General features: G+C 43.7%; 23 protein-coding genes and 1 pseudogene. 10 read left to right on the forward strand and 14 right to left on the reverse strand.

Features of this window, described 5'->3' with window-relative positions; genetic code table 11:
* Positions 1-285: 285 nt before the first annotated feature.
* From WA325_RS07485 to WA325_RS07505, 5 genes are all read left to right on the forward strand, one after another.
* Positions 286-2,370, forward strand: coding sequence for a BglG family transcription antiterminator (locus WA325_RS07485; RefSeq protein WP_326324532.1), 2,085 nt, complete (start codon positions 286-288; stop codon positions 2,368-2,370).
* A gap of 11 nt (positions 2,371-2,381) precedes the next feature.
* Positions 2,382-2,648, forward strand: a complete 267-nt coding sequence (locus tag WA325_RS07490) for a PTS sugar transporter subunit IIB (RefSeq protein WP_024123087.1) — start codon at positions 2,382-2,384, stop codon at positions 2,646-2,648.
* A gap of 33 nt (positions 2,649-2,681) precedes the next feature.
* Entirely contained in the window at positions 2,682-3,944 is a 1,263-nt protein-coding gene (locus tag WA325_RS07495; protein WP_336183405.1) for a PTS ascorbate transporter subunit IIC, read from the forward strand.
* Positions 3,945-3,959: 15 nt separating this feature from the next.
* On the forward strand, positions 3,960-4,658 hold the full coding sequence (gene alsE, locus WA325_RS07500; protein WP_185848538.1) for a D-allulose 6-phosphate 3-epimerase: 699 nt from the start codon (positions 3,960-3,962) through the stop codon (positions 4,656-4,658).
* A gap of 73 nt (positions 4,659-4,731) precedes the next feature.
* A complete protein-coding gene (locus tag WA325_RS07505) occupies positions 4,732-5,073 on the forward strand; it encodes a DUF4181 domain-containing protein (protein ID WP_105954061.1) in 342 nt (113 codons plus the stop codon).
* 4 nt (positions 5,074-5,077) lie between these two features.
* Here WA325_RS07505 and ggt read toward each other — a convergent pair whose 3' ends face one another.
* Complete coding sequence (gene ggt / locus WA325_RS07510; RefSeq protein WP_326324528.1) at positions 5,078-6,655, reverse strand: gamma-glutamyltransferase; 1,578 nt, start codon at positions 6,653-6,655, stop codon at positions 5,078-5,080.
* Positions 6,656-6,868: 213 nt separating this feature from the next.
* Between ggt and chrS the strand changes: the two genes are divergently transcribed.
* From chrS to WA325_RS07525, 3 genes are read left to right on the forward strand one after another with little or no spacing between them, the layout of a single operon-like run.
* Positions 6,869-7,345, forward strand: a complete 477-nt coding sequence (gene chrS / locus WA325_RS07515; RefSeq protein WP_024123092.1) for a chromate efflux transcriptional regulator ChrS — start codon at positions 6,869-6,871, stop codon at positions 7,343-7,345.
* Between the two features lie 13 nt (positions 7,346-7,358).
* Complete coding sequence (gene chrB, locus WA325_RS07520) at positions 7,359-7,952, forward strand: chromate efflux transporter subunit ChrB (RefSeq protein WP_024123093.1); 594 nt, start codon at positions 7,359-7,361, stop codon at positions 7,950-7,952.
* The gene (locus WA325_RS07525; protein WP_095712855.1) at positions 7,949-8,485 is read left to right on the forward strand and encodes a chromate transporter; all 537 of its coding nucleotides are present in this window, start codon (positions 7,949-7,951) and stop codon (positions 8,483-8,485) included. Before chrB ends, WA325_RS07525 begins: the two co-directional genes overlap by 4 nt.
* 26 nt (positions 8,486-8,511) lie before the next feature.
* On the opposite strand, the gene WA325_RS07530 is transcribed toward WA325_RS07525, so the two are convergent.
* Complete coding sequence (locus WA325_RS07530; RefSeq protein WP_198098099.1) at positions 8,512-8,736, reverse strand: hypothetical protein; 225 nt, start codon at positions 8,734-8,736, stop codon at positions 8,512-8,514.
* A complete protein-coding gene (locus WA325_RS07535) occupies positions 8,733-9,278 on the reverse strand; it encodes a flavodoxin family protein (RefSeq protein ID WP_326324525.1) in 546 nt (181 codons plus the stop codon). The genes WA325_RS07530 and WA325_RS07535 overlap by 4 nt, the downstream gene beginning before the upstream one ends.
* A gap of 122 nt (positions 9,279-9,400) precedes the next feature.
* On the opposite strand from WA325_RS07535, the gene WA325_RS07540 reads away from it, so the two are divergent.
* Positions 9,401-10,282 (forward strand): LysR family transcriptional regulator, encoded by an 882-nt coding sequence (locus WA325_RS07540; protein WP_326324523.1) that lies wholly within the window; start codon positions 9,401-9,403, stop codon positions 10,280-10,282.
* 88 nt (positions 10,283-10,370) lie between these two features.
* Here WA325_RS07540 and WA325_RS07545 read toward each other — a convergent pair whose 3' ends face one another.
* From WA325_RS07545 to WA325_RS07565, 5 genes are all read right to left on the reverse strand, one after another.
* Complete coding sequence (locus tag WA325_RS07545) at positions 10,371-11,087, reverse strand: endonuclease V (protein ID WP_326324521.1); 717 nt, start codon at positions 11,085-11,087, stop codon at positions 10,371-10,373.
* 384 nt (positions 11,088-11,471) lie between these two features.
* Complete coding sequence (locus WA325_RS07550; RefSeq protein ID WP_105954067.1) at positions 11,472-11,948, reverse strand: toxin-antitoxin system YwqK family antitoxin; 477 nt, start codon at positions 11,946-11,948, stop codon at positions 11,472-11,474.
* Entirely contained in the window at positions 11,938-13,734 is a 1,797-nt protein-coding gene (locus tag WA325_RS07555) for a T7SS effector LXG polymorphic toxin (RefSeq protein WP_336183406.1), read from the reverse strand. Before WA325_RS07555 ends, WA325_RS07550 begins: the two co-directional genes overlap by 11 nt.
* An 18-nt stretch (positions 13,735-13,752) precedes the next feature.
* Positions 13,753-14,013, reverse strand: coding sequence for a YwqI/YxiC family protein (locus tag WA325_RS07560; RefSeq protein WP_105954069.1), 261 nt, complete (start codon positions 14,011-14,013; stop codon positions 13,753-13,755).
* A 9-nt stretch (positions 14,014-14,022) separates the two neighbouring features.
* Positions 14,023-14,445: a YwqH-like family protein gene (locus WA325_RS07565; RefSeq protein ID WP_227598607.1), complete on the reverse strand. Its 423-nt coding sequence runs from the start codon at positions 14,443-14,445 to the stop codon at positions 14,023-14,025.
* Positions 14,446-14,774: 329 nt separating this feature from the next.
* On the opposite strand from WA325_RS07565, the gene WA325_RS07570 reads away from it, so the two are divergent.
* Entirely contained in the window at positions 14,775-15,032 is a 258-nt protein-coding gene (locus tag WA325_RS07570) for a hypothetical protein (RefSeq protein WP_336183407.1), read from the forward strand.
* Here the strand turns inward: WA325_RS07570 and WA325_RS07575 are convergent.
* From WA325_RS07575 to WA325_RS07600, 6 genes and pseudogenes are all read right to left on the reverse strand, one after another.
* A pseudogene (locus tag WA325_RS07575) lies at positions 15,029-15,267 on the reverse strand (DUF1963 domain-containing protein); the annotation flags it as partial. The gene WA325_RS07570 and the pseudogene WA325_RS07575 overlap by 4 nt on opposite strands.
* 93 nt (positions 15,268-15,360) lie before the next feature.
* A complete protein-coding gene (locus WA325_RS07580; protein WP_336183408.1) occupies positions 15,361-16,683 on the reverse strand; it encodes a UDP-glucose dehydrogenase family protein in 1,323 nt (440 codons plus the stop codon).
* A 182-nt stretch (positions 16,684-16,865) separates the two neighbouring features.
* On the reverse strand, positions 16,866-17,630 hold the full coding sequence (locus WA325_RS07585) for a tyrosine-protein phosphatase (protein WP_336183409.1): 765 nt from the start codon (positions 17,628-17,630) through the stop codon (positions 16,866-16,868).
* A 52-nt stretch (positions 17,631-17,682) separates the two neighbouring features.
* Positions 17,683-18,396 carry a CpsD/CapB family tyrosine-protein kinase gene (locus tag WA325_RS07590; RefSeq protein WP_044159636.1) on the reverse strand — a complete coding sequence of 238 codons (714 nt, stop codon included), beginning with the start codon at positions 18,394-18,396 and terminating at the stop codon, positions 17,683-17,685.
* Positions 18,386-19,132: a YveK family protein gene (locus WA325_RS07595; protein WP_336183411.1), complete on the reverse strand. Its 747-nt coding sequence runs from the start codon at positions 19,130-19,132 to the stop codon at positions 18,386-18,388. The genes WA325_RS07590 and WA325_RS07595 overlap by 11 nt, the downstream gene beginning before the upstream one ends.
* 223 nt (positions 19,133-19,355) lie before the next feature.
* Positions 19,356-19,499, reverse strand: coding sequence for a hypothetical protein (locus WA325_RS07600; RefSeq protein ID WP_010332161.1), 144 nt, complete (start codon positions 19,497-19,499; stop codon positions 19,356-19,358).
* Between the last annotated feature and the right edge of the window lie 130 nt (positions 19,500-19,629).

A 19,629-nucleotide genomic window follows, 5' to 3' on the forward strand; every position in this document is an offset into this window, starting at 1 on the left:
TCAACCGGATAACTCACTCTTGTCCCCATAGAAAAAACACCTCCAAGTCTAATTTCGGCTAACAATCATCCGTTTTCAAACTTGAAGGTGTTTTTTATTTGTCTCATCTTATGGGGTCAGTCCCCATGTGCCTGGCTTTTTTTGTTTGCAGGAATCATATTTGCACAAATCGTTTGCACTGATTTGGTCTTATAAATTCAGATGCCCCCCATTACAATTGAAATAAGCCCGCACGAAGAGAAGGACGGCAGACTGATATCACCTGCACATAAGGAGCTGATGGGCATGCCTTTAGACCAAAGAAGATCAGCCATTCTTCATCAGGTTCTCAACACAACCAGCTATGTTACTTGCGGCGAATTAACGGAGCAATTAAAAATTTCAAGGAGAACACTGTATTATGACATTGAAAAAATTAACGGCTGGCTGAAAGAGACCGGACTGACACCGATCAAAAGAAGGCGTTCAGCAGGATTTTATTTAGAAGACCAAACGAAAAAAATGCTGACATCAGAAATGAAAACGCTGACAAGTTCAAGTTATGAATATTCTCCCTCAGAAAGGCAGGCAAGAGTGATCCTGCGCATTTTAACGAGAAACAGACGGTTACTTTTGCAGAACTTCATTGACGAAAATCATGTCAGCCGCAACACCGCCATTCAGGATATGAAGCATATTCGCGAAAAGCTGAAGACATTCGGCATCGTTCTTTCCTTTACCAAAGAAAAAGGGTATTTCTTCTCAGGATTAGAACTGCAAAAGCGAAAACTGCTGGCAGAATACGCAAATCAGCTCATGCAAAAAAGCAGCAGCACTGCGGCCGTTACCGATCTATGTCCCGATCCGGCTGCTTGTGAACAGCAGATTCAAACTATGCGATCTATGCTGCTGACTTTCGAAAAGCTTCTTCACATGAAATTTGCTGATCATGTTCTCGCGAGCTTAAGTGTGCACTTTACGTTATTTCTGATCAGATTAAAGGCGGGAAAAGAAATCACTCTAGAACAAGAAGAGCAATACGCCATCAGGCAAACGAAGGAATATGAAGCGGCCGTTCGGGCGGCGGCGGAACTGCCGGAAAAAGCCTTTATTTCTGATCAAGAGATGTGCTACTTCACGATCCATCTGTTAGGGGCTAAAATCAGTCAGTTCCCCGCTTCAAGTCTCATTGCAGGTGAGCTGGATGCGATACATGATATCGCGGACCAAATGATTGTCGATTTCCAGCGTTACGCCTGCGTGCTTTTTCAGGACCCGGAAAATCTAAAAAAACATCTGGTGCTTCATTTGAAATCAGCTTATTACAGGATTAAATATGATATCACTCCTCATGAGAGTGATGTAGCTGCCTCCATCAAAACGAAATACAGTGATATTTTCTGCTTAACGAAAAAAGTCGTTCATCACCTTCAAAAAGAATTAAGAAAACCTGTCAGCAGTGAAGAAACAGCTTTTATCGCCATGCATTTCGGAGGCTGGATGAAACGCGAAGGGGTCGCGCCCTCACTTAGAAAAACAGCGGTTATTGTCTGTCCGGGCGGCATCGGCACTTCAAAAATTTTGCAGAGCCAAATTGAAGATCTTCTGCCGAATGTCGATATTCTAAAAACCGTATCAAGCCGTGTCTATGAAACCATGACGCTTGAAACGGATGTCCTGATCTCAACTGTTCCGCTGCCAGACAGAGGGGTGCCTGTGCTCATCGTTAATCCCATACTGAACAGCAAGGAAAAGATCAGCCTGCTGAAAAAAGTAGATGCGCTCTCAAACAGCGCTGCCCATTTCCACCCAAGTGTTCATGACATCATGAGCATCATCGAAAAACATGCAGAAGGCATTCATAAAACAGAGCTGATGCAAGAACTGACCGAGTATTTAGGACAGCCGCACAAACATGAAAAGGAGGCGAACCGCAAACCAATGCTTGCTGAATTAATGACACCTAACCATATAACGATGGCCGACTCTGCCCCCTGTTGGGAGGATGCCGTCCGCATGGCGGCAAAGCCGCTTGTGGATGACGGGTCTGTTACCCCGCAATACGTCGATGCCATGATTGCCACGATTCAGACACTGGGCCCATATATCGTCATTACGCCGAATGTAGCCATCCCGCACGCGAGGCCTGAAGACGGTGTGAATCAAATCGGCATGAGCTTTCTGAGACTGAACCAAGCCGTTTCCTTTTCAGACCGGCCCGAGCATTCAGTCCAGCTGATTATCGTGCTCGCGGCAATCGACAATGACACCCATTTGAAAGCCCTCTCCCAGCTCACGAATATGCTGGGTGATCCGGAAAACATTCAATTGCTGATTAACGCTCAATCGGCAGAAGATGTGCTGCCAATGATTCAAAAATACTCAAACTAGGAGTGATTCAAATGAAAAAAATCTTAATTGTTTGCGGAAACGGACTTGGATCAAGCTTTATTGTTGAAATGAATGTGAAAAAAATCATTGATGAACTGAACATCAGCGCTGATGTTACACATACAGACCTCACTTCAAGCAAAACGGAGCAAGCGGATCTGTATCTAGGATCAGCCGATATTGTGTCAGGTCTTGACGATGGAACACGTAACGTTGTCGGACTCAAAAACCTGCTGGACCAGAAAGAAATCAAAGAAGCCATCCTTACCAACTTGTAACACACAAAAACATAGACGACGGGGGTGCATCTGATGCTTGATTTTTTGATTAACGATTTCCTGGGAACTCCTGCTATTTTAATTGGACTTTTTGCCTTAGCCGGTCTGCTTCTGCAAAAGAAAAACGCTGCGGATACCGTATCGGGCACACTGAAAACGGCAATGGGATTCGTCATTCTCAGCGCCGGGGCGGCGATTGTCTCAGATTCACTAGCCGTGTTCGGCAGCATGTTCGAAAAAGCATTCCACATTAAAGGCGTCGTACCAAATACAGATGCAATCTCAGCCATTGCTCAAAAAACGTTTGGTACGGAAACGGCACTCATTATGATTTTCGGAATGATTGTTAACATATTGCTGGCGCGTCTCACGCCATTTAAATATATTTTCTTAACCGGCCATCATATTCTCTACATGGCTTCATTGATCTCCGCCGTGCTGATTACCGGCGGCATCAGCGGTGTTCCTCTCATTGCTGCGGGCGCCATTATTCTTGGGGGGCTAATGGTGCTGTCACCCGCCATCCTTCAGCCGTATACAAAAAAAATTACAGGAAGCGATGATCTCGCACTCGGCCATTTCGGTTCTGCCGGCTATTTTATTGCTGGATTCATCGGCAAACATGCGGGCAATCCATCTCATTCGACTGAGGATATCAAAGTTCCGAAATCATTAGGATTTCTGCGGGATACGTCAGTCTCCATTTCTTTAACGATGGCACTCCTTTTCTTTATTGTCGCTCCTTTCGCCGGAAAGGAGTATATTGAATCATCGTTGAGCGGCGGAAGCCATTTTCTCGTTTATTCCTTTATGCAGGCCATTACGTTCGCTGCTGGGGTATATGTCATCTTGGCGGGGGTTCGGATGGTAATCGCTGAAATTGTCCCTGCTTTTAAAGGCATCGCTGAGAAGCTAGTGAAAGGCGCTAAACCCGCTCTTGACTGTCCGACGGTTTTTCCTTTTGCGCCAAACGCGGTGATTATCGGATTTTTATCCAGCTTCCTGGCGGGTGTTGTGTCCATTTTTCTTCTTCCAGTCATCGGTCTCAGTGTTATTGTCCCGGGACTTGTACCGCATTTCTTTACAGGAGCGGCGGCGGGAGTTTACGGAAATGCAACCGGCGGAGTGCGGGGGGCTGTACTCGGTGCGTTTGCCAATGGCATTCTCATTTCTTTTCTGCCTGCGCTTCTTCTGCCGGTTCTTGGCTCGCTCGGATTTGAAGGCACGACTTACGGCGATTCAGACTTTGGCATTATCGGGATTCTTCTAGGCTGGATCATACAATTCTTCAATTAAAGTGAGGGATGCGTCATGAAACATTTATTTTCACCTTCTCTGATGTGTATGGATTTAACAAAATTCAACGAGCAGATCACCATTCTAAACAGCCGTGCCGATATGTATCATGTTGACATCATGGACGGCCATTTTGTCAAAAACATTACGCTGTCTCCATTTTTCATCAGCCAGCTCAGAACGATGACAGCTCTCCCGATTGATGCCCACCTGATGGTTGAGAGGCCAGAGGATTTTATCGATATGACAGCAGAGGCTGGTGCTGATTACATTAGCGTTCATGCCGAAACCATTAACCGTTCGGCGTTTCGGCTGATACACAACATCAAAGATCATGGCGCAAAGGTCGGGATTGTATTGAACCCGGCCACTCCGCTAGAGTGGATCAGCCCTTATGTGCATTTGATTGATAAACTGACGATTATGACCGTTGATCCGGGTTTTGCCGGGCAGCCGTTTATCGCAGAAATGACTGGAAAAATCCGTGCGGCTAAAGAGTGGAGAGAAACAAATCATTATACGTATGCCATTGAAGTTGACGGCTCCTGTAATAAAAAAACCTTCCGCATGCTCGCGGAAGCTGGGAATGACATTTTTATCATCGGCAATTCAGGCCTCTTTGATCTCGATGAAAACACAGAAATCGCATGGGATAAAATGAAAACCATTTTTCAGCAGCAGATACATCCTGTAAAAATGAAACACCCGGAGTAATCCCCGGGTGTTTTTCTATGAAACATTTTCTCTCCCACGAACGTATAAAGAGATGAGTTTAGGAGGGATTCGTATGAGTACTCATTTTTGGCTGTTATTTCTGGTCATAGTATCGTTCAGCACAGCACTGCAATTTCTTATCAAGAAAAAGTTCGGTATCCATAAATCCGGCTGGCTGTACAAGCCAGTCAACAGCACACAGAGATTAATAGAAATCTTTTTACTTATTTTGTTTGTTTTTTCTATGATCTTTTTCCCTGTGGGATATATGCTTCTTTTATTTTTTATTTCGATTGATTCTCTACGCTTTCTTATAGAATGGAGGTATAGACCTGAAGATAAACAGTATATGTACCACCTGATTGATGCTGGCCTGTTTCTTGCTCTCTTAATATACATATGTATATTTTTCTAGCTTGTCAAATCCCAACAGCCGCCCCATCCCCCCTTGGATCGGCTCCTCCCTGGAGAAAGCCCTCCTCATCCACTGCGATTGCTGCGGCGTGACCCATCAGCGGGTCATAATCACTGACTGTCTCCACGAGATGGCCGCTTTCTTTTAGCATGTCGACCGTCTCCTCTGCGATTCTGTTCTCAACTCTGAGACCTTCATAATCCTCGCCCCACGTTCTGCCCCATACCCAGCGCGGTTCGCTGATTGCCTGCTGAGGATGCATTCCATAGTCCAGCATTCGGGTGATAATCGCGGTCTGAGTCTGCGGCTGGCCTTCGCCCCCTTGCGTACCGTACAGAATCTTCGGTTTCCCGTTCTTACAGACCATAGCCGGCATCAGCGTATGGAAGCTGCGCTTTCTCGGCTCAAGTGTGTTGACATGATTTTCATCCAATGAGAAAAATGAGCCGCGATTCTGCATGAGAATGCCTGTATCCCCGGCAGTAACAGCCGAGCCAAATTCAAAGTAAAGGCTTTGAATGAACGACACCGCGTTGCCATCCGAATCCATCACCGCCGCATAGGCGGTATCACTGCCTATTGGTGTGCTTTCCGCCGGTTCAGCTATATAACCGATTTCTTCCGCCAGCTGCTTGGCGTAGCTTTTGTCCAAAAGCCTTTCCAGCGGAATATCAGCAAACGCCGGATCAGTCAGAACGGCATTCCGATCCAGAAAACTCTTTTTCAGTGCCTCCACGAGCACATGATAATAGGTAAATGAACCATGTTCAATTTGGCTGAAATCATAGTTTTCCAGAATATTCAGCGTCAGTAAACCCGTAAAACCTTGAGAATTTGGGGGCGCCTGATAGACGGTGCACCCCCGGTAATCACAGGATATAGGCTCCATCCACTCACCCCTGTGTGCTGTAAAGTCATCAAGCGTCATATAGCTGCCATTATGCTGTAAATACGAGACAATCCGCTGAGCGATATCCCCTTCATAAAATGCGCTTCTTCCTCTTTCAGCAATCATTTTCAGGCTGTTCGCAAGCTCTTTTTGCACAAACCGTTCGCCGGGGACCGGTGCTTTGCCGTTTTTGGTGAAAATATCAGCAGTGTAAGGTGTTGACGCCAGCAGTTCAAGATTCGCCGCTGTATGCCGGCACTGATCTGCAGATACAGGAAAACCATTTTCAGCATAATTGAGCGCAGGCTCCAATACGTCAGAAAGCGACATCCGTCCGTATGTCTTCAGCACGGCATCCCAGCTATCGACCATTCCCGGCACGGTAATTGCGCTGTCGATCCCCCGCAGCGGGATCTCATTTTTCTCCTTATACACGTCTCTCGTCACATTTTTTCCTGAACGGCCGCTGCCATTGTACACTCTTACCGCCTTTGTTTTTTGATGAAAGGTCAGCCAAAAGGAATCTCCTCCAAGCCCCGTCATATGCGGATAGACAACCGCCAGACAAGCGCTCACGGCGACAGCGGCGTCAAATGCGTTTCCTCCCTTCTCCAGAATGCGGTTTCCCGCTTGTGATGCGAGGTAATGCGGACTGACGACCATTTGCTTAGTGCCGATAATTGATCTGTTCATCACAAGTCTCCTTTGCAAGAGATTTTCTTCAGTATAGAGAGTCTGAGTTTTCGCATCTACTGACCCGGAAGAAAAGCTGACGAACTTTCTCCTTTTCGTAAACACAAAAATATTTTATTGTTCATTATGAAAATAAATTTAAATTATCTCTTACGAAATGAAACTTATATGATAAAATATTGACTAAAAGTCAAACGAAAGCAGGTGGAACAAATGGGCAATGAATATCAAATCCCCAACCTTGTTCTTGATGAGATAGACAAACAGATCCTTACCATTTTGCATGAGGAAGGAAGGATTTCTTATACGGATCTTGGCAAAAGAGTCGATTTATCACGTGTTGCAGTTCAATCACGTATTAATCAGCTGATTGAAGCAGGCGTTATTGAAAAATTCACAGCGGTGATCAATCCAGCTAAAATCGGCATTCATGTATCCGTGTTTTTTAATGTCGAGGTAGAGCCGCAATTCCTGGAAGAAGTCGCTCTAAAGCTTGAAGAAGAACCCGCAGTCACCAGCCTTTATCACATGACTGGCCCGAGCAAGCTACACATGCACGGAATCTTCGCGAATGATCAGGAAATGGAAGAATTTTTAACGAAACGGCTGTATCCGCTTCAGGGTGTCGTCAGCGTTGATTGCCAAATGCTGATCAAACGGTACAAAAGCCGTATGGGAATGAAGCTGTAAAGGAGAGAAACTAATGAAAAACCATCCTTATCGGGATATGACGGCCGCAATGGTGCGCACCGGAATCTTAGGCTTCGGGGGCGGGCCATCGGTGATTCCGCTGATCCGCCATGAAGCGGTGAATAAATATAAATGGATAGATGATGATGAATTTGGAGAAATATTAGCCATCGCCAATGCACTCCCCGGACCGATCGCCACCAAGATGGCGGCATACCTGGGATTCAAACTAAAAGGCACGCTAGGCGCAATTGTCGCTACTCTTGCCCACATTTTGCCTACATGCCTTGCGATGGTTGCCTTATTTGCGGCTGTAAACGTCTTAAGCCACTCGGCGGTCGTCGCCGGCATGATTGGCGCCGTGACGCCGGTTATCGCCGTTATGCTCGGTATTATGGCATATGAGTTTGGACAAAAAGCGCTCAAAGGATTTGGCTGGGTCACCGGAATCCTGTTTTTTATCATCGCTTTTATTGGACTGCAATTGTTACAGATCAACCCCGGCATTGTCATTATCATATTCTTAGCATACGGAGCATTTCATTTTAAACTGAAAGACAAAATCACAAATAAACATTCAAAAGATAAAGGAATGTCCGCCTCATGATCGTTATGTTTTTATTCACAGCATTTTTTATCGCAAACGTTCTGGGATATGGCGGCGGCCCAGCCTCTATCCCGCTGATGTTTGAAGAAGTCGTAAACAGATACGGCTGGCTGTCAAACGACCAATTCTCTAACATGCTCGCACTTGCGAATGCATTGCCGGGCCCGATCGCAACCAAAATCGCCGCTTATGTCGGCTACAGCGCAGGCGGCTGGCCCGGCTTTCTGATTGCCCTGATCGCAACTGTTGTACCATCCGCGTTCGCGCTGATCGTCCTGCTGCGCATCATTCAGCGCTTTCGCCAATCACCTGTGATCAAAGGCATGACGCTGTCTGTTCAGCCTGTTATCGCTGTCATGATGCTTATTCTCACTTGGCAAATCGGCGCAGACGGCATCAAAGCCATCGGCTGGATTCAATCCTTAGTGATTGCGGGCATTTCCCTCCTTTGCATGACAAAATTCAAACTGCATCCGGCTTTCCTGATTATCGCGGCATTTTTATATGGAGGGCTTGTAGTTCCTCATTTATAGAAAAAAGCACCCTCAAAGGGTGCTTTTTATTTTGGGCCAGAAATGCCATTTGTCATATAAATTGTTTCTTTGCCTGCATCATTTTTGATCACGTTTTTGATTTGCAGCGTGTTTCCTGACATTCTGGCAAATTGCTTATCTTGAGGCGAGTTTGTTTTGACGTGTATCCATTCCTCAGACCGCGGCATTTTCCAAGATAAAAAGAATCCTAGAATAAGCATTCCAACAATGACGGACAACAGCAGCTTCACACGGCATCACTTCTTTTCAATAGCCTGCCCGCAGTTTCTATTGCCTGCTGATCAAATATAATATCGCCGGGACGATTGCCTTCTCCCAGCACATAGCCTTCAAATGACATTCCCATAAAATCAAAAATGTGACCAAACTGTTCTATCAGCGGCAGCCCCTTTATCTTTGGATTATCTCCTCCGGTTGCTATCACATATGCCTGTTTTGCCGACATTTGCTCTTTAAAATCAGGAAATCGCGGATCTCTCATCGTCTGTGACCAGCGATCAATGAACAGCTTTAACGTTCCTGACATACCGAACCAATAAATGGGGGTGGCGAATACAAGAATATCGCACAGCAATACCCGCTCAATGATAGAATCGTAGTCATCTTGAACAGGACGAAAGCCGCCTTGAGCGTGACGCAGATCCTCAATCGGCTGGATCTGATATTTCCGCAAATGAATGTGCTCCGCACCGAATCCTTGAACAGCCTTCTCCGCAAGAATATCCGTATTTCCGCCAGCCCTCGTTCCGCCATTAATGACCGCAATTTTCATGATGCATCTGCTCCTTTGTTTACGAATGATTTTCTCCATCATATAATGGATTCATTAATCAATACAGATGATTATTTCGATTATTCCAATCGATAAAGCCGATTTAGAAAGGACGAGAACAAATGGAATTGAAGCAGCTGATCACCTTTATTACGGCGGCAGAACATGTAAACTTCACCCTTACCGCCAAGATGCTTAATTATGCACAATCAAGCGTAACCTCCCAAATCAAATCACTTGAAGAAGAAATCGGGACTCCTTTATTTGAACGGCTCGGCAAGCGGCTCATCCTGACAGAAGCCGGCAAAACGTTCAAATCCTATGCGGAGAAGATCATTACGTTAACAGAAGAGGCAAAAATGGCCGCAAATCAAGTAAGAGAAACAACAGGAACCTTAAAAATAGGGGCAACCGAAAGCCAGTGCACATACCGCCTTCCGCCTATCATAAAAGAATTTAAACAGGCTTTTCCCCAAGTAAAGCTCATATTCAAACCGTATATTTCAAACGAGCAAGCGAAAGAACAGCTCTTACAGGGCCAGCTAGATATCACATTCATCTTGGATGTAAACCGGCCGGACGACGCATTACACGTTGAATCTTTGATTCAGGATGAGATCAAAATGGTGGCTGCTAACGACCATCCTTTTCCTGCAGATTTACCAGTAACATTGAAGGATCTTCAAAACGAAACCCTTCTGCTGACAGAAGACGGCTGCTCGTACCGCACTCTCTTTGAGAACACTTTACATGATTCCGGTGTCTACCCTAACAAATTAGAATTTGTCAGCATAGAAGCCATCAAACAATGCGTGATGGCCGGACTTGGAATTGGAATCTTACCTGAAATGACTGTAAAAGATGATATTGCAGCAGGCCGGATGAAAGAACTCAATTGGCAGAACGAATGCCCCGTTTTTACTCAATTAGCATGGCATAAGGACAAGTGGATGTCTGCGCCATTGAAGGCTTTGATCGATTTGACGCGGAAAACATTTAAATAAAACCTCTCTGCAAGGACGACAAGGTTTTTGATAAAGCTGGAAAGCACACACCATACAAAAAAACACTTGATGGCAAGAGCCCCAAGTGTTACCCGTGATTTTTCTGATAAAACGTTCGTAAGACATGTGTTTCAAGGTCAGCCAGGCGGACAGGGATCGGCAGCCTGCTTTCTTTATTAAGCAGGCTCATCGTGATTTGATAGCTGCTTTCTAAATCAATATTATTTCCGCAAGACAAGAAAATAGGCTTCACGTCCCGCCGCGTCCGCAGCGTCCGGCCATATACCTCGCCGTCAATGATAATATCTGTGTATGAACCGACTTCATTTTCAGGCATTACGAAATCACAGCCTTTGATTTTGAGATAGGTTTTCGCAATCCCAATTGTCGGCTTACCCAGAAAAAAAGCCGCATGGGTGGCAACGCCCATATGGTTGTAATGCAGATACCCGTTGCCATCAAACAAAAACACATCCGGTTCTGTTTCCAGCTTTTTGGCCGCCTCGATGATCAGCGGCAGCTCGCGAAACGCAAGGAAACCAGACACATACGGCACGCTGATTTTCCCCATGCTGTGCACTTTTTCAATGACTTCTTTTGTATCAGCGTCAATGACGATGATACTGCACACTCCATACGGTTCTCCGTCCTGTTCCCAATAGGCAAGGTCGACGCCTGCGCAGGTTTTGATCGAGTCTGGGGTGATGGAGGGTGATAGGTTGATTTTGGGTTGAAGGGATTGCTGTGTTTTTATAAATTCTTCTTTTTTATTTAGGTTGAAATGGTGTATTTGTTCTATATGCATTAAATCTCTCTCCTTCATTATTAAATACTTTAAGTCAAAGTTAGTGTAATTAATATACAGAATAATCGCGAACTGATTTGTCATTCAAGTTGGGTTAGACTGACTGTCTGGTACATATGCCTTTTCAAAAGAATGATAACTTCCGCACCAAAAAATCAACACATCCATTTAGTATCTCTTGATTTTTATTAAATGAGTCACCAAAGTAAATTTATTAAATAAAAAACTTGCGAACTATGTCGCAAGTTTTACATGAAAAGTTTTGAAAGACATTACGTTATGATGATATCTATGTTCTTGAACTCAAAGTAATTACAAAAACATCTTCAGACAAAACACCCTATCATTCCTTACATATTCTAAACTTCAAACAGATCTCATTTATTATTCCCTACCTAAGTTACGATTTATCTCTCTTCTTTTTAATAAAGTGACATATTGCGCATTTTCTATATCATGTTCTAATTCTTTTTCAATTATAAGTTTTCCATTTTCGTCCCATTCTTTATAGTTCAATTTGACTGATAACTCAACTTCACTTGTTGATTTAACATTTCCATTTTCATGCCAATAAATACTTTTTCCATTAACTAATCCATATTTAAAGTACTCTTCACATTTTATTTTTCCACTTTTATAAAACTCGCGATTTAAGCCATGAGCTAATCCATCTTTATAGAAACAAAAATACATTAGATTCCCGTTTTCAAACAGTTCGAATGCCAATCCTGTAAATGGCTTTCCACCTTCATCTTCTGGGTTATCGAGAATCTCGTCACTATATGAAGTAAACCACAAATCATCAAAGTTTACACCATTTTTCAAAACATATTCCTTTGTATATTTACTATTACCTTCCATATTTAAGCACCTCTGGTATATAATGAGCTCCATCTGTGATGTATTCACAGTGTGGGCATCTTGGCATTGGGGATCCTTGTGGCATGAATTTATTAATCTTCCTTGCACTTATTACATATACCATAAATTCTTCTAGCTTCGCATCAGACCTCGACAATAATGCCTCATTTAAAGCATAAACTTCAGCATGAGATCCGGCACCCAAAGTTTTTTCATAACCTGTTTTTAAATCATGTGGCATATTGTTTATTCTATTTTTTATAATGTCATGTTGTACTTCAGGAGAGTAACCCTTAGATTGATTGATACCAAAGAAGTATTTACCAGTTTTCTTATCAAGAACACCAGCAAACGCAGGCCCTCTTTGCTTCTTACCTACTCCTTTGCTTATCAATTTATTTAGTTCTTGATGTACTTCTCCTCTCAAATTAATTCTTTGGTGAAGTTCCTCTTTTGATATTTCACCATATTTATTTCTCAAGTAATCAATTCTACTAGGTTTTTGAGAAATATCCACCTTATTAGACTTAGGTATTGATACATTATTATATGGAGCATTAGCTTTTTGCAATTTATCAACATATCTAGCTGAACTAATTCCAACCAAACTCAAAGCCGCTTCCAACGCCCCTTGCTTCCGCTTCTCCTCAGACACTTTGTTTCCAAACATATCTCTTCCTGTGACAGCTTCAGAGAATCCGTTTGAAGCAACGAGGCCGTATGCGCCCATTTCTGACATTTTGAGAATATCTAGGGATTTGCCTGTTTTGTAGGCATCCAATGCATGCTCTGCCGCGATCGCAGCTTTTCCGGTTTTGTAGATGGCTTTTCCGCCTTTGAAGGCGCGGCCTGCCCAGCCGACGACCGGTATAAATCCGGCTGCAGCCATTGCTCCTGCTGTCACACGTTCTGCGGCGGAGAGTTTTTCTCCGGTAACCGGGTCAACGCCTTCCGTTGCTCTTTTATAATCATAATAGCCGGAGACTTCACCGGTAAAGGTGCAAATCCCGTCCCATGTTTTTTCGTACCACGGTTTGTTCGCTTCTTCTTCCGCTTTTTCCTGAAGCCGTCTTGCTTCGGCTTGCTGGGCTTTTGCGTCAATATAGGTTGTTCCCTGTTTTTGAACATCAATCACGCTTTTGTAGACTTCATTGCTGTGGAAGGCTTTTTTGTCATAGTACATAGGGGATGCGCTTTTCCCATTGCTGGTAGCCTGCATAAGAACAGAATATTTGCTGAGCACTGCGTTGTCCAGAGATTCTAAGTTTTGATATTCAGTGGTCAGGGATTCATCAAGCTTATCGACTGCCGTGATCGTGTCGCGTCTGATTTTCTGGGCATCGTCCATCTTATCTGCATAGTCGTCAAGCGTGTACATGTCGAGATCAATAATATCGCTGATGCCTGACAAAATAGAATCGATTTCTGCTTTATGAGCGGAGACAATTTCTGAGGCTTTTAAGTCTCCATTAGGGAGCTCATGATCCAAAAATGACGTCTCCACATATGAATCACTGAGTTCTTGATCTTTAATATCACCGGAAATGCCGTTTAAAAACGCAATTTGAGCAGAGACAAGCGTCAGCCAGCTGTCGGCGATTTCCGCCTGTCCCTGAAAGAAGTCCTTAATATTGTCCGCGCCTTTTCCTTTAAAATCGTCACCTAAATCAGCAACTTCCTGAAACGCCTTTTTTAGCGTGTTCAGCTGCTCTTCCAGCGTCTCATATTGCTTTTTTCTATTTTTCGCTTCATCGATTAAAGATTGTGATTCAAATACTTTACTCATCGCACTGCCCTTTCTCTTCTATTTTACTGCGATCGCCTCATCCTGCTCTTTCAGTGAATCAACATTATCCTTCGTATCCTCGATATTTTTCTGTACCGCTTTTTTATAATCTCCGAGCATGGTTTTGATGTTCTCCTCACGCTCATGATATTTTTTCGTGTAATCGAGATTGTTTTTTCCATTGGATCCTGCTGCGCCGATTGATACGTCAGCCAACGCGTCTTTGACAGAATCCAATGTTTTGATGACTGTATCGTACTTCAGCTTAATTTCTGACATAAAAAAAGATCACCACCATTTCAGTTTACTTATTTGTCTTCCTGCTTCTTCCACGAAATCTTCTCCCTTAGCAAGAAGGTCGCCTGCGGTATTTGCTGCGCTTTTCGTCAAATTGAGCTCGAATTTCTCTGCTTCAAGATTGAGTATTTTGATTTGAATCGAACCCATATAATCGTTATATTTATCATTCACAATCTTGGATGCTTCCGATTTTGCCTTTTCTCTTCCTTTATCAAAATCATCCGCTTTTGTTCCTGTCCAGTGCTTGCCCAATTCCGGTTTTACGATTTCTTTGATTTCAGTAATTGCCTCTTCTTGCAGTGTGTCTATATCCTTTTTTGCTTTTTTCAGCTTTTCAATCTTGTCTTCAACGTCTGAAATTTTTCCGTTAAGTGAACTTTTGATATTTGCTAATACACTTTCATAACCCATCTGTATCACCTCTTAATACTCAAAAAGTCGTATGGAGGGGCTGATGAAGATAGACTTTTCCATACTTTATTTCCATATATTATATTTTAAAATAGCCGGAAGGCGGCTTAAATAGGGTAAACGGCTTAATTTAGGCTTATAATGCTCTGAATACGAAGGTCTAAAGTCTCTTTTTTGTTCGTTATAAGGTCAATGCAAGCGTTTTATATGGTGACAAATTCTAAAGTCGTAGTCAAAAAGACACTTGAAAGAGGCAGATTTGATGATCTGTTCATTTTCTTATGTGGTAAAATCTTGTAAAGATTAAGAGGTGAAACGGAGGGATGACAATGAGTTTTTTCAGTCCGATGATGTTATTTTTCGTGGTTTTTCCTTTTCTGTCCTTCTTTGTATTTGGAATGGCAGGCACTTTATTGTTTAGAAAACACGGCCTTTGGTCAATGCCTCTTACAGTGCTCTGCTTATTGGTCATATTTATGTTCTGCATTGACTCAGCCGCGCCTGATTTTGTTGTTTGGCTTATTTCATTTCCGCTTCTGACCCTATTGGCGGCAGGGGTGACCCTTTGGATCAAAAGCTTGTATTAGCTGCAGTCCCCATTGTACAGAACGTTTGAAAAGTCTTTTCCCCTTACATCATCAGGTGTGATGAAAAAATTTGCGATGCCGACGTCTCCCCACAACAAATCAATATCATCGTCTGAATCAATTTGTAAAAGCATGATGGGATGTTCTTTATACGCGTATTCCTACCGAATTAATCAAAGAATTCCACTGTCCCCATGCCCGCGTATTGCTCAAACTGAAAATCTGTAGGCAGCACCCTCTAGTTTCAAGCAATAGGTAAACCTTAGCGAATATATCCATCGTATAAATACAAAAAAAGACCGGCATCCCGCCAGTCTTTCCTTTACATCTATGACATTGCACCTGCCGGAACAACCGCTTTCCGGCCTACAGAATAGTATTCCACTCCGGCGGCAGTAGCCTCTTCTAATGAATAGCAATTTCGCCCGTCAAAAATCAGCGGCTGCTCCATCAAATCTTGATAATCTGCTAATGAAAATTGTTTAATCTCATCCCAGTCCGTTAAAATCATGACGGCGTCTGCCCCCTTAACGGCTTCCGCAATCGTTTTTTTGTATTCAACAGCCTGCGGCAAAATGTGCTTCGCATGGCTGACGGCAATGGGATCGAAGGCTTTGATATGGGCGTCTAGTGCGGCGAGGCGGTTAGCGATGACAATCGACGGCGCGTCTCTCATATCGTCCGTGTTCGGTTTAAATGACAGCCCCAAAAGGGTGATCGTTTTGCCCGTCACTCCGCCAAGCCTGTTCAGCGCTTTATCAACCAGCATCGCCTGCTGATTGTTGTTGACCCTGATGACCGATTTCAGCAGCTCAAAATCATGCTCGACATTGCCCGCAATTTGCACGAGGGCGTTCGTATCCTTTGGGAAACAAGAACCGCCGTAGCCAATGCCCGCTTTTAAAAACTGGCTCCCGATCCGCTTATCCTGTCCCATGCCGTATGCGACAGATTCAATATCAGCGCCGACCTTTTCACATATATTCGAAATCTCATTTATAAAACTGATCTTAGTGGCCAGAAAGGCATTTGAGGCATATTTGATCATCTCGGCGCTTCTGATATCCGTTTGGTAAACCGGGATATCGAGCGGAAGAAAGAGCTCTTCCAGTTTTCTGGCGGTGTCCTGATCGGCTGTTCCGATCACAATCCTGTCTCCATGAAACGTATCATGGATGGCTGACCCTTCACGTAAAAATTCCGGGTTGGATGCGATCGATATGCTGACAGGCTCCGCAAGATGTTTGGTAATCAGCTCGTAAATCCAATCATTTGTTCCGACAGGCACTGTGCTTTTCGTTACGACGATCGCATCTCGCGTCACGTGCCGGGCAATACGCTTGGCCACATCAGTAATATGCTCCAGATTCGCATGTCCGTCGTTTTTTTGCGGTGTGCCGACCGCTATAAAAATAATCTCTGCCTGGTCTAAGCCTTTCTCGTAGCTCGTTTCAAAGCTCAGCCGACCATCAGCTATATTTTTTCTCATCAGCTCTTCAAGACCCGGTTCAAATATAGGGGAAATCCCTTTTCTCATTTCTTCAATCTTGTGAGCGTTAATATCAATGCAAGTTACATGATGGCCAATCTCAGAAAGAGAAACACCTGTCACAAGACCGACATAGCCTGTTCCGATGACTGTTATATTCATTGTTTCCCTCCAACAGTTAAATTGCTGCTTTACAGCTTCCGTATTATCGTATGAGAATATCCTGACATGAATGCGGATGATCTCCCGGAAACAGCCTGTACAGATTTCTGAAATATGATTCAATCATACAATATACTATTATATCGTTCTCACAAAGAAAGTGGGGAAATGAGAATTGCAGATCAAAAGAGCCCGAATCGTTTTCTTCTTTTGACCGGCTTCGGTGCCTGCCTGTAGATCGCATGATTTTGCAGAAGAAGCTCAGCATTTTCTGTCAGCATATAAGAATATTCCGTACCGAATTCTTTCTCAAGAACACGGAGAGCCTCCTGATAGCGAAAGTCTCTTGTTTTCAGATTATGAGCATCTGAGGCTAAGAAGTGTATCAGATTGGCTTCAGCCAGCCGCAGCGAAAATGCTTTCATCTGTTTCCCGAAAACTCCTGCGAGACTTCCGGTTGTCAACTGAGATGCCGCTCCTTTTTCTATAAGATGATACAGCAAGGACGGATTTTCGCGAATTTCGCTATTGCGTTCGGGATGCGCGATAACCGGAACGTATCCTTTCAGCTGCAAATCATAAAAAAGCTGCTCGGCATATCGCGGAACATGATCAAACGGAAACTCAATCAGGATATATTTCGTGTCATTCAGTGACAGCAGTCGCCCTTCAGCCAAATCCCGTTTCAAGTCCCCGTAGATTCTGATTTCCTGTCCCGGCAGTACGGTGAGCGGGATTTTCTCTTTCATTAAACGTTTGTTTAACAGGTCTGCCGCTTCTCTGACAGCGATTTGCTCGTTTTCATATGAACCATTCTTATGATGCGGGGTTGCAATGATGGTTCTGATTCCCTCACGAACAGCCGCCCTGGCCATTTCGACGCTGTCGTCCAGGTGCCTTGCCCCATCATCCATTGACGGGAGGATGTGGCAGTGAATATCAATCATTTCTAAGCCTCCTTTTTTCACAAAAATAAATAACGGGCAGTATGCACGTTATTTATTTTTGTATGAAATTGTCTTCATGTCCGTAGTATCCGTAGTCAGAGTGCTTCGAGCGTTTCTTGCCGTTCATAATGGCTCCGAGGAGCTTGCTGTTGCACGAATCGAGCGCCTCTTTTGCTTTTGCGGCTTTTTCTTTCTCCGTCTTCCCGCTTGAAATAACCAAAACGGAACCGTCTGCGACGTTCCCTAAAATTTGCGCGTCTGCTACAGGGAGAATAGGCGGCGTATCGAAAATCACCATGTCATAGGCCGCACACGCTTCATCCGCAAGCTCCTCCATCCACTTGGAGGAAAGCAGCTCAGCCGGATTCGGCGGGATCGGGCCGCTCGTCAGCACATCAAGATTTTGTTCCTGAGACGTTTGCACAGCCTGTTTCAGTGAGGATTTTTTCAGTAAAACGGATGTTAAGCCTGTCATATTTTCTAGTTGAAAAGTGGTATGTACTGTAGGTTTTCGCAAATCTGCATCGATGAGCAAAACCTTTTTTCCCTGCTGTGCAAATACGACAGCAAGGTTAGCAGCTGTGGTAGACTTCCCTTCTCCAGGGCACGCCGAAGTGATCATCACAGATTTCATTTGGCGGTCCACTGAAGAAAACTCTATATTTGTTCGAATCGTTCGATATTGTTCTGAATTTAAGGATTTCGGCTCTGTCAGCGCAATGACATTTTTGCGACTCCATGAGCCCTTGCTTTTTCTAAGCGCCAAAATGTCCACTCCCCGCTTTATCAGATTGAATGCCTTTTAAGCTCTTCGCTGTTTTCTGTTCATTCGCAATGGTGCAAACCGTCCCTAATACCGGTATGTCCAGCAACGTTTCGAGCTGCTCTTCCGATTTGATCGTATTATCCAAATGCTCAAGCAGGAAGGCCAGTCCGATGCTTCCTGCCAATCCTGCCGCAAACGCGATGGCGATGTTCAGCAGCGGTTTTGGCGATACAGGCGACGGATGTCCAGAAACCTCAGCTTTTGACAGAATGCTTACGTTATCAACATTCATAATCGAAGTGATTTTGTCTTTAAAGACAGATGCGACAGTGTTGGCAATGTGAGCCGCTGTTTCCGCGCTCCCGTCTCTGACAGAAATATTGACCACTTGGGAATCCTGCTCGCTGGAAACAGTAATTTTTTCATTCAGCTCTTGGGATGTCATCGACAAGCCCATCTCTTTAATCACTTCGTCTAAGATAGCAGGGCTCTTAATGATGACATTGTACGTATTGATTAATTGAAGATTGGTTTGGACATCGTTAAATTGGACTTCTTTTTGGTCGTTTTTCGATTGATTGACCAAGATCTGAGTTGAATTTTCATAGATGGGTGTAAGTGCGAAGAAACTGATGAATCCGCCGGCAGCAGTCGCAGCTGCGGTTACAATCATAATCAAAAGTATGCGTTTTCTTAACGTTGATAGTATGTCTTTTAAACTAGTAGATTCTCCCATGATACCTCCAAATCAGCTTATAACATCCTTTTCCATACGATTATACAACGTTAAAACAGCATTTCTCCATCTTTTCACGTGACAATATTCGACAAAAATTTACAAAAACAGTTTTTCAGCCTCTACCATGTAAGCGCTCTATTTATTGTCTTGCCAGAGCTGAATCTTTTTCTCCTTCCGGTCATTATTCAGAAAAAAATCCCGCTAAAAACCTGCGGGATTTTTATGTTGCGTATCCATTTTTAATATGAGAAATCAAATTTTCAAGCATTTCCTTTGTGGTCATCTCAGATGACTGCTCACCAATATCATGTGCATGCATCAAAATTTTCAGAAATTCTTCTTGATTCAATTTCTTTTCACTCATCATTTTATTCCTTTCAGCTTCCATTAAGTTGAAAACACGATTATTATATGATGCCGGCTCTCGTTTTGCAATCTCTAATACATCATTCGACACATCCCATTTTTTATGTCCTATTTTAGGAAAAACTTTT

It is taken from the genome of Bacillus sp. 205(2023), from assembly GCF_037027485.1.
GTDB classification, from domain to species: domain Bacteria; phylum Bacillota; class Bacilli; order Bacillales; family Bacillaceae; genus Bacillus; species Bacillus halotolerans.